General features: G+C 20.7%; 11 protein-coding genes. All 11 read right to left on the reverse strand.

Annotated elements, in window-relative coordinates; translation table 11 throughout:
* Position 1: 1 nt before the first annotated feature.
* From sufD to H0H56_RS03005, 11 genes are read right to left on the reverse strand one after another with little or no spacing between them, the layout of a single operon-like run.
* Positions 2 to 1,300: a Fe-S cluster assembly protein SufD gene (sufD, locus tag H0H56_RS02955; protein WP_185873838.1), complete on the reverse strand. Its 1,299-nt coding sequence runs from the start codon at positions 1,298 to 1,300 to the stop codon at positions 2 to 4.
* A gap of 11 nt (positions 1,301 to 1,311) precedes the next feature.
* Positions 1,312 to 2,058, reverse strand: a complete 747-nt coding sequence (gene sufC, locus H0H56_RS02960; protein WP_185873839.1) for a Fe-S cluster assembly ATPase SufC — start codon at positions 2,056 to 2,058, stop codon at positions 1,312 to 1,314.
* Between the two features lie 13 nt (positions 2,059 to 2,071).
* Entirely contained in the window at positions 2,072 to 3,496 is a 1,425-nt protein-coding gene (gene sufB, locus H0H56_RS02965; protein ID WP_185873840.1) for a Fe-S cluster assembly protein SufB, read from the reverse strand.
* Positions 3,497 to 3,504: 8 nt separating this feature from the next.
* Positions 3,505 to 3,834 carry a HesB/IscA family protein gene (locus H0H56_RS02970; protein WP_185873841.1) on the reverse strand — a complete coding sequence of 110 codons (330 nt, stop codon included), beginning with the start codon at positions 3,832 to 3,834 and terminating at the stop codon, positions 3,505 to 3,507.
* Between the two features lie 24 nt (positions 3,835 to 3,858).
* Positions 3,859 to 4,356, reverse strand: coding sequence for a DUF192 domain-containing protein (locus tag H0H56_RS02975; protein WP_185873842.1), 498 nt, complete (start codon positions 4,354 to 4,356; stop codon positions 3,859 to 3,861).
* Positions 4,353 to 5,222 carry a prolipoprotein diacylglyceryl transferase gene (gene lgt, locus H0H56_RS02980; protein WP_185873843.1) on the reverse strand — a complete coding sequence of 290 codons (870 nt, stop codon included), beginning with the start codon at positions 5,220 to 5,222 and terminating at the stop codon, positions 4,353 to 4,355. The genes H0H56_RS02975 and lgt overlap by 4 nt, the downstream gene beginning before the upstream one ends.
* A gap of 18 nt (positions 5,223 to 5,240) precedes the next feature.
* Positions 5,241 to 5,459: a membrane protein insertion efficiency factor YidD gene (yidD, locus tag H0H56_RS02985; RefSeq protein WP_185873844.1), complete on the reverse strand. Its 219-nt coding sequence runs from the start codon at positions 5,457 to 5,459 to the stop codon at positions 5,241 to 5,243.
* A gap of 5 nt (positions 5,460 to 5,464) precedes the next feature.
* On the reverse strand, positions 5,465 to 7,729 hold the full coding sequence (locus H0H56_RS02990) for an aconitate hydratase (protein ID WP_185873845.1): 2,265 nt from the start codon (positions 7,727 to 7,729) through the stop codon (positions 5,465 to 5,467).
* Positions 7,730 to 7,733: 4 nt separating this feature from the next.
* Positions 7,734 to 8,513 (reverse strand): alpha/beta fold hydrolase, encoded by a 780-nt coding sequence (locus H0H56_RS02995; protein ID WP_185873846.1) that lies wholly within the window; start codon positions 8,511 to 8,513, stop codon positions 7,734 to 7,736.
* A 5-nt stretch (positions 8,514 to 8,518) separates the two neighbouring features.
* Positions 8,519 to 9,253, reverse strand: coding sequence for a pyridoxine 5'-phosphate synthase (locus tag H0H56_RS03000; RefSeq protein WP_185873847.1), 735 nt, complete (start codon positions 9,251 to 9,253; stop codon positions 8,519 to 8,521).
* Positions 9,254 to 9,272: 19 nt separating this feature from the next.
* Positions 9,273 to 10,490 carry a mechanosensitive ion channel family protein gene (locus H0H56_RS03005; protein ID WP_185873848.1) on the reverse strand — a complete coding sequence of 406 codons (1,218 nt, stop codon included), beginning with the start codon at positions 10,488 to 10,490 and terminating at the stop codon, positions 9,273 to 9,275.
* Between the last annotated feature and the right edge of the window lie 196 nt (positions 10,491 to 10,686).

Here is a 10,686-nt window from a genome sequence, read left to right on the forward strand (position 1 = left end):
ATTATAAATATATATTTAATTTTTTTTTTATTATTTTATAAATAAAATTTTTTAATTTTAAAATATTCATATTTTTTAATATTTCTTCTAAAAAAGAAAGTAATAATAAAATTCTACTTTCTTTTTCAGAAATACCTCTTGATTGTAGATAAAATAATTCATTTTCAGAACAATTTCCTATTGTACATCCATGTGAACATTTTACATTATTTGAAAAAATTTCTAATTGAGGTTTAACATAGATAATAGCTTTATCTGAAAGAAGTATATTATTATTTTTTTGAAAAGCATTAATATTTTTAACATATTTATTAACAAATATTTTACCATTAAAAATACTTGTAGATTCATCCCATAAAATATTTTTATATAATTGAAAACTATAAGAATTTGAATATAAATGATCTATTAAAGTTTGATGAGATACAAATTGTTTTTTGGATAAAAGAGAAATTCCATATAAATAAGAATATGTATTTTTTCCATGTGAATAAAAATTTAAATTATTTTTAATATTTTTTCCTTTTAAAGAAAAAGTATAAATTGAGCATTTACTATGACTATTTTGTTTGATAGATGTATTATCTATCAAATTTAAATCATTTATATCATTTTGAATTTTATAATAATCTATTTGACTATTATTACTAGCATAAATTTCACTTACAGAATTATTAAATAATAAATGTTTTTTTAAACATTGATGATGTTCAATTATTTTTACATAAGAAGATTTTCCTACTATAATTAAATTTCTAGGATAGAATAGAATTTTTGATACTTTTCCTGTAAAAATATATATTATTTCTATTGGTTTTTCTAAAATAACATTATCAGGAATATTAATATAAACTCCATCTTTTGAAAAGATAGTATTTAAAATTTTAAAAACATCATATTTATATGATAATTTTCCATAAAAATTTTTTATTATTTCTTCTTTTTGTGATGCAATATTAGATAAAACAATTTTTTTATTTTTCTTATATGTATTATTATAAGAAAGACAAGGATTATATTGTCCATCAATAAAAATTAAAAGAAAAGATTGTTTATTATTTATAATAAATTTTTTAATCAAATGATATTCTAATTTATTTATTTTATTTTTAGAATAAAAATGATAATTTTTATTAAAAAATGACTCAATTTTTGGATTTATCCATTTTTCTTCTTTATATGATAATCCTTTTTTTATAAAAAGATCAATAGATTTACGTCTTAAATTAGATATATAAAATGATTCTCCTTCATAATTTTTTTCAGAAAAAAAAGAAAGAATTTTATCTATTAAAAACATTAATTAATATTTTATTTTTTTTTAATCCAATCATATCCTTTTTTTTCTAATTTACTAGATAATTTTTGATTTCCTGATTGAACAATTTTTCCATTATATAAAATATGTACAATATAATCTGATAATAAATAATCTAAAAATCTTTTATAATGAGTAATAATTAAAATAGAATTTTTATTATTTTTTAATACATTAATAACTTTTGATACAATTCGTAAAGAATCTATATCTAAACCAGAATCTACTTCATCTAAAATAGATAATAAAGGATCTAACATAGACATTTGAAATATTTCATTTATTTTTTTTTCTCCTCCTGAAAAGCCCTCATTTAAAGATCTATATAAAAAATTTTTTTCCATTTTTAATTGAATAGATTTTTCTTTCATTGTAAAAAGTATTTCTTTCGCAGACATTTTATCTAATCCTCGTGATTTTCTAGATTCATTAATTGCTGTTCTAATAAAATTAATCACAGAAATTCCAGGTATTTCTATAGGATTTTGAAAAGATTGAAAAATTCCTAAATGAGCACGTTTTTCAGGAGAAAAATTTTTTAAATTTTTATTTTTAAAATAAATATTTCCTTCAGTTATATCATATTCTTTTTTTCCAGTTATTACAGAAGCTAATGTACTTTTTCCAGATCCATTTGGTCCCATTAGAACATGAATTTCTCCTGATTTAATTTTTAAATTAACTCCTTTAAGAATTTTTTTTTCTTTTACAGAAACATGTAAATTATCTATACTTAACATAGTTAATTATTATTTATCCAACAGATCCTTCTAAAGAAATTTCTAAAAGTTTTTGAGCTTCTATTGAAAATTCCATAGGTAATTTTTTTAAAACTTCATTACTAAATCCATAAACAATAAGAGAGATTGCTTTTTCTGTATTAATTCCCCTTTGATTACAATAAAATATTTGATCTTCTCCTATTTTTGAAGTAGAAGCTTCATGTTCTACTCTAGATGTAGAGTTATATACATTGATATATGGAAAAGTATGTGCTCCACATTCATTCCCTATTAATAAAGAATCACATTGAGAAAAATTTCTTGATTTTTTTGCTGTAGAAAAAATTTTTACTAATCCTCTATAATTATTATTTGCTTTCCCCGCAGATATACCTTTAGATATAATTACACTTTTAGTTTTTTTTCCAATATGAATCATTTTCGTACCTGTATCGGCTTGTTGAAAATTCTTAGTTAAGGCTAAAGAATAAAATTCTCCCATAGAATAATCTCCTTTTAAAATACAAGATGGATATTTCCATGTAATAGAAGACCCAGTTTCTACTTGAATCCAAGATATTTTAGCTTTTTTTTCACATAATCCACGTTTTGTAACAAAATTAAAAACGCCTCCTTCTCCTTTTTTATTTCCAGGAAACCAATTTTGCACAGTAGAATATTTAATTTCAGAATTTTCTAGTGCAATAATTTCTACTACAGCAGCATGTAATTGATTCTCTTTTCTTTGTGTAGCAGTACATCCTTCTAAATAACTTACATAAGATCCTTTATCTGCAATAATTAAAGTTCTTTCAAATTGTCCAGTTCCACTTTCATTAATACGAAAATATGTAGATAATTCCATAGGACAACGAATTCCTTTTGGAATATAACAAAAAGAACCATCTGAAAATACCGCAGAATTTAAAGCTGCATAAAAATTATCTTTTTTTGAAACTACAGTTCCTAAATATTTTTTTACAATATCTGGATATTTTTTTAAAGCTTCATTAATAGAACAAAAAATAATTCCTTTTTTTTTTAATTCATTTTGAAATGTAGTAGCTAAAGATATAGAATCTAATACTAAATCTGTAGCAATTTTAGCTTTATTTTTAATAGGGACTCCTAATTTATTAAATGTTTCTAATAATTCTATATCTAGATTATTTAAATCTATTTTTTTTTTAGGAGCAGAATAATAACTAATTTTTTGATAATTAGGAGTAATATATTTAATATTAGCCCATTTTGGTTCTTTCATTTTTTTCCATATTGAATAGGATTCTAATCTCCAATTTAACATCCATATAGGTTCTTTTTTTTTTTCTGATATTTTTTTAATAATATTTTCATTTAACCCTATAGGAATTTTATCAGATTTTATAGGTGTATAAAATCCATATTTATATTCAGACTTAGTAAAAGTTTCTAATATTTTATTTTTTTTTTTCATAATGATTCTTACGAAGAAAAACTTTTTCCACAACCACAAGTATGTTTTGCATTAGGATTTTTAAAATAAAAACCTTTTCCATTTAATCCATCTGAATATTCTAATGTAGTTCCTATTAAATAGGGTAAACTATTTTTATCTATTAAAATTTTTATTTCTTGATTTTGAAATAATTGATCTTCTTTTTTTTGTTTTTTATCAAAAGTAAGTTGATAGGATAAACCAGAACATCCTCCATTTTTTACTCCTAATCTAATAAAATAAATATCTTGAGATAATCCTTCTTGTTTTAAAAGAGAAATTAATTTATTTTTAGCTTGATTTGATATAAAAACCATAATATTTTTTTTATAAATTTATATCTAATATTTGTTTAAATAAATTTTAGTTTTTTCTTTTTTAATTCCCCAACGATCAGACATTCCTGCATTAATTTCTAAAATATATTTTAATTTTAAATTATTTACAGAGTATATCTCTCTCATAGGAGAGACATATTTTTGAATAAAAATTATAGTATTTGATTCATCAATATAGATAATATCTAAAGGAATTCGAATATTTTTTATATTCATTTTTTGAATTTCTTTTTTTTTCAAAATAAATAACATTCCTCTATTTTCATTCATAAATGATCGGTACATTAATCCATTCATTTTTTCTATATCATTAGAAGCTATTTCTATATCAATTTTTTTTAATAAAAAATTTTTTTTCATAAAAGATAATTCTCCATGTTTTATAAATTGTATTTCTAATATATCTCCTATATCAAAAAATAATTGATTTTCATTGTCAATTTTTTCAGAAGATATCAAAAATAAAAATAAAAAAAATAATAAATATTTTATTTTTTTCATGAAAAAAAATTTATTCTTGATAAATAAAAAATTAATATACCAAAAATAATACATGGAATGCTAAGCCATTGTCCAGTATTTAAATTAAATAAATGAATCATTTCTTCTCCTTGTGGTTCTTTTATAAATTCTAATAAAAAACGAGAAGACCAAAGTATAATAAAAAATATTCCAGATATATATCCAATATCTTTTTTAATATTTTTTTTTTTATATAAAAACCACAATAATAAAAAAATACAAAAATAAATAATTGATTCATATATTTGAGTAGGATGTCTAGGAATTATATCTCCATATCCTGTATCCATTTGTATAAATTTGACAGACCAAGGTAAAATTGGAATAGATGGTTTTCCTACTATTTCTGAATTAAAAAAATTACCTATTCTAATAAAAACAGCAGCTAATGTAACGACAATACATAATCTATCACAAATCCAAAAAAATGATTTTTTTAATATTTTTTTACTATAAAAAAAACTAGAAAAAATAATTCCTATAGTAGCTCCATGACTAGATAATCCTCTATATCCAATAAATTCATATCCTTTTATCCTTCCTAATAAATAATGATTAGGATTTTCTCTTATAGGGAGAATAGCTTCTATCCAATGATCATAAAAATATGATAAATCATAAAAAAAAACTTGTCCTAATCTAGCTCCTATAATAGTCCCTAAAACGGTATATATAAATAGAGAATCTAAATATTCTTTAGGAACATTATCAATTTTATAAATCAATTTCATAATATACCATCCTATAATAAAAGAAATAATAAACATTAAACTATAAATATGAATAGATATTCCTTTACCTAAATTAAATTTATTTATAGGATCCCAATTAATATAATTTAACATAAATAAAATCATAAAATTTTATTTAATTGGATCATATCCTTTATTTCCCCATGGATGACATCGGATAATTCTTTTAAAAATCATAAAAAAAGCTGTAATTATATTGTATTTTAATAATGATTGTTTCATATAATTTGAACAAGATGGAATATATCTACAATTTTTTCCTATTAAAGGAGATATTCCTTTTTGATAAAAAAAAATACCACTTAAAATAAAAATTTTTAAAAATTTCATATCAATTAATTATTTTTTTTCATAAAGTTTAAAAAAGAACCATATTTAAACCATTGAATTTGTTTATTATTATAAGAATGTTGAACAATTATAGTTTCTGAACTTCCATTATAATGAATTATTTTTACAAAAATATTTTTTTTTGGACAAAAATCTTTTATATAAAAATGGAAAATATCATCTTCATGTATTTTATCATAATCAGATTTATTTAAAAAACTAACAGCCAAAATACCTTGTTTTTTTAAATTTATTTCATGTATTCTTGAAAAAGATTTAACAATTACGGCAATAACACCTAAAAAACGTGGTTCCATTGCTGCATGTTCTCTAGAAGACCCTTCTCCATAATTCTCCTCTCCAACAATTATACTAGATATTTTATTATTTTTATATAATTTTGCCGTTTCAGGAACAGACTCATAATTTCCTGTTAAAAAATTTTTTATATAATTTGTTTTATTATTAAAATAATTAACAGCTCCAATTAATAAATTATCAGAAATTTTTTCTAAATGTCCTCTATATTTTAACCATTTACCTGCCATAGAAATATGATCAGTAGTACATTTTCCTTTTACTTTAATTAAAAGCCTAACATTTAATAAATTTTTTTTATTCCAAGCAGGAAATGACGACAAAACTTGTAATCTTTCTGAATGAACATCAATATCCAAAGATAAATATCTTTTTTTTTTATTATTATCATTTTCATATCCTAATTCTTTTAACTTTAAATTTTTAAAAAATGGAGTATTTTCAGATATAGGTTTTTCAAATTTTACATATTCTCCTTTTTCATTTTTTAATTTATCTTTTATAGGATTAAAAGTTAATTTTCCAGAAAATATTAAAGCAGTAACAATTTCAGGAGAAGCAATAAAAGCATGAGTATTTGGATTACCATCATTACGAGATAAAAAATTTCTATTAAAAGAATGAATAATGGTATTATTTTTTTTCATATTTTGTTTTCTATCCCATTTTCCAATACAAGGACCACAAGAATTGGAAAATATTTTAGCACCAAAATCTTTAAAAATAGAAATAAATCCTTTTTTTTTTAAAAAATTATTAATTATATTAGATCCTGGTGTAATTAAATATTCAGATACAATTTTTAATTTTTTTTTTTTTGCTTGTTTCAAAATAGATATTGCTTTTGAGAAATCTTCATAAGAAGAATTTGTACAAGAACCAATTAACCCTACTTTTATTTTCACTGGCCAATTATTTTTTTTTATTTCCTCTTTCATTTTAGATATAGGAATAGCACGATCAGGAGTAAAAGGCCCATTAATATACGGTTCTAATGAACATAAATCTATTGTTAATACTTGATCATAATATTTATTTGGATATTCATATACTTCATTATCTGCTTTTAAAAAATTATTTATTGTATCAGAAATTTTAGATATTTTTTTTCTTCTACTTTTATATAAAAAATCTTTCATAGATTGATCATATGGAAATATAGATGATGTAGCACCTAATTCAGCTCCCATATTACATATAGTTGCTTTTCCTGTACAAGAAATATTTTTTATACCTTTTCCAAAATATTCAATTATACAACCTGTAGCTCCTGAAACTCCTATCATTCCTAATAATTTTAAAATTATATCTTTAGGAGAAGTCCATCCATTTAAATTTCCTTTTAAATGAACTCCAATAATTTTAGGAATTTTTAATTCTAAATAAAATCCAGATAGTAATTCTACTGCATCTGCTCCTCCTATTCCTATAGCTAACATACCTAATCCTCCTGCATTAGGAGTATGAGAATCTGTTCCCACCATCATTCCTCCAGGAAATGCATAATTTTCTAAAATTATTTGATGAATAATTCCAGATCCAGGATTCCAAAATCCTATTCCATACTTATTAGATGCCTTTTTTAAAAAATTATAAACTTCTTCATTATTTTTTATAGATTTTTTTAAATCTATTTTTGATCCATCTTTCGCTTGTATTAAATGATCACAATGTATAGTAGTTGGGATTTTAGCTTTATTTTTTCCAGTTTTCATAAATTGAAGTAAAGTCATTTGTGCTGTAGCATCTTGCATAGCTAAACGATCTGGTAAAAAATTTAAATCATATTCATTACGTATATAATATTTTTTATTTTTATTAATTTTAAATAAATGTGCATATAAAATTTTTTCTGAATACGTCATAGGACGTTTGATAATATTTCGAATTTTATTAATTCGAAATTTTAAATGAGAATAAAAATTTCTAATAATTTCAAAATCAAATATCATTTTTTTATATTTTATTTAAAGTTAAAAAATTATCAATTACTTTATAAAAATCTATAGGATTATCTATATGAATCCAATGTGATGATTTTTTAATAATTATTATTTCAGCTTTAGGAAAAAACTTTTTTATTAAAGAATAATCTTTATTCAGTATATAATTGGAGTTTTTTCCCCGTAAAAATAAAATTGGATGGTTATATGTATTAGAATAATTTATTTTTTCTTGAATTAAATGAAAATAATTTTTTTCAATTCCAAATAAAAAAAAACGAAATGCTAATTTTCCATTTTTTTTTATAAAAGTAGATTTAGAAAAAAAAGATCTTATTTTAATATCTTTAATAAAAGGCTTTAAAAAATTATTAAGATCTTTTCTTGTGTTAATAATATTAAAATTTACATTTTTTAAAATTTGAATAATATTTTTATTATTATTTAATAAATAAGCTCTAGGAGAAATATCTACAATAATAATTTTTTTAGGAATCAATGGATAACTTAAAGAAAAATGCATTACTGCTTTCCCCCCCATAGAATGACCTAACATGATAATATTTTTTAATTTATAATGATTTATATATTTTAATATATCTTTAGATATAAGATCATAATTCATTTCTTTTGAAGAAAAACTATTTCCATGATTTCTTATATCTACTAAATGTACTTGATAATTTTTAGAAAATTTTTTAGCAAAAGAAATCCAATTATCTCCATTTCCAAATAAACCATGAAAAACTAAAATAGGTAATCCATTTCCAAAAATTTTAGAATATAAAATCATAATTTTTAATTATCTTTTATATAAAATTGGTTAATTTTTTTTAAATACATTTGAATTGTCTTTTCTAATCCCATATAAATAGAATCACTAATTAAAGAATGTCCTATAGAAACTTCAACGATATTTGGTATTTTTTTTATTAAAAATGAAATATTTTCTAAATTTAAATCATGTCCAGCGTTTATTAATAAATGATGTTTATTTGCTTCTTTTGCAGTAATAATATAAGGATTTATACTATTCAATTTATTATTAGCATATCCTAAAGAAAAAGGACCAGTATATAATTCTATTCTATCTGCACCTATTTTAGCTACAGATGAAACTAATTTTGGATTAGGATCTAAAAAAATAGAAGTACGAATTCCAATATTTTTTAATTGATGTACTTTTTCAGTTAAAAAATTTTTATAACGAATAGTATTCCATCCTGAATTTGAAGTAATAGCATTAATTGAATCAGGTACCAATGTAACTTGATCTGGTACAACATCTAATACTAATTTCATAAATTTATCAATAGGATTCCCTTCAATATTTAATTCTGTGGTAATAATTGAATGAATATCATAAACATCTTTATAAGTAATATGTCTTTCATCAGGACGGGGATGAAGTGTTATCCCCTGTGCTCCAAATTTTTGAACATCTATAGCAATTTGTAATAAATTAGGAATATTCCCTCCTCTTGCATTTCTTAATGTGGCTATTTTATTTAAATTAACACTTAATTTAACCATTATAATTTATTGATAAAAATTAGAAGTTACTTGAATAAGTTACTTGAGTAACTTTTAAATCAAATTCTTTAGATGCTGTTAATAAATGATCAAAAACACTAGCTTGTATTTCTTCATATTTTATAGATTCCGATGTTTTTGTAAAACAATATAATTCTATAGGTAATCCATAAGGAGTAGGATCTAAATATCTTACCATTAAAGTTTCTGATTGAGAAATTTTAGGATGTTGATATAAATACTCTAAAGCATATTGACGAAAAAGACCAAGATTAGTTAATCTTCTTCCATTAATATCCAAAGTAAGATCAATATTTTTTTTTTTATTAAAAATTTCTATTTCTTTTTTTTTTTTATAAATATAATTTTTTATTAAATAAAAATTTTTAAAATTTTCTAATTTATCTGAATTACAAAAATAAAATGATTGAATATTAAATAATATAGATTTTTTAATTCTTCGTATATTTTTTTTACGCATTACTTCAAAATTAGTAACAGCTGTAGAAATTAAATCATATGTAGGGACACTGGTAATAGTTTTATCAAAATTTTCTATTTTTGCAGAAGTTAAATTAATTTCTCTCACAGTTCCTTCTATATTATATTTATGAATACCAATCCAATCACCTACTTTAATCATTTTTGTTGAAGACATTTGTACACCTGAAACAAATCCTAAAATTATATCTCTAAATACTAATATCACAATAGCTGTTATAGCTCCTAAACTTGTTAAAACTGTAATAATATCATTTTTAGTTAAAATAGAAATAATAACTAAAACACAAAATATAATAAATATTATTTTTAATAATTGAAAAAAAGAACGTACGGCTATTGTTTGATGATTATTTTCATTAGTAGTGATTTTCATTATTGAATTAATCACTCTAATTAAAAATTGTAAAATAATTAATACAAAAACAATATCAAATATTTTTTTTATATAAAAAATAATAGTAGGATAATTTTCAAAAAAAATAGAAATAAAAATAAATCCAATAAATAATGTGAAACAATGAGCTAAACTATCAAAAACTTTATTTTCATATAAAATATTATACCAATGAAAATTAGTCGAAATAACAATTTTCTTTCCTATAAAACGAATACTTTTATTAAAAATTAATTCTAAAATAATTAATAAAATAAAAAATAAAAAAAATTTACTAATTAAAAATATAGTTATTGTTATCCATTTTTTTAAATTAAAATTATCAATCATTTCATTCATAATATAATAATATTTATTTCATAATAATTTGTAAAAAATTAGATCAAATTATCTATTATTTTTTAATAATTTTATCTTAAAAAAATTTTATATTTTTTTTATTTAATTGAAGTATAAAATAGATATTAATTTTTATTATAAATTTTCTTTGTAGTATAAAGAAATAAAAAAAATTCAATTTTTAAATTTAAAAATT

It is taken from the genome of Blattabacterium cuenoti, from assembly GCF_014252455.1.
Taxonomy (GTDB): Bacteria; Bacteroidota; Bacteroidia; order Flavobacteriales; family Blattabacteriaceae; genus Blattabacterium; species Blattabacterium cuenoti_R.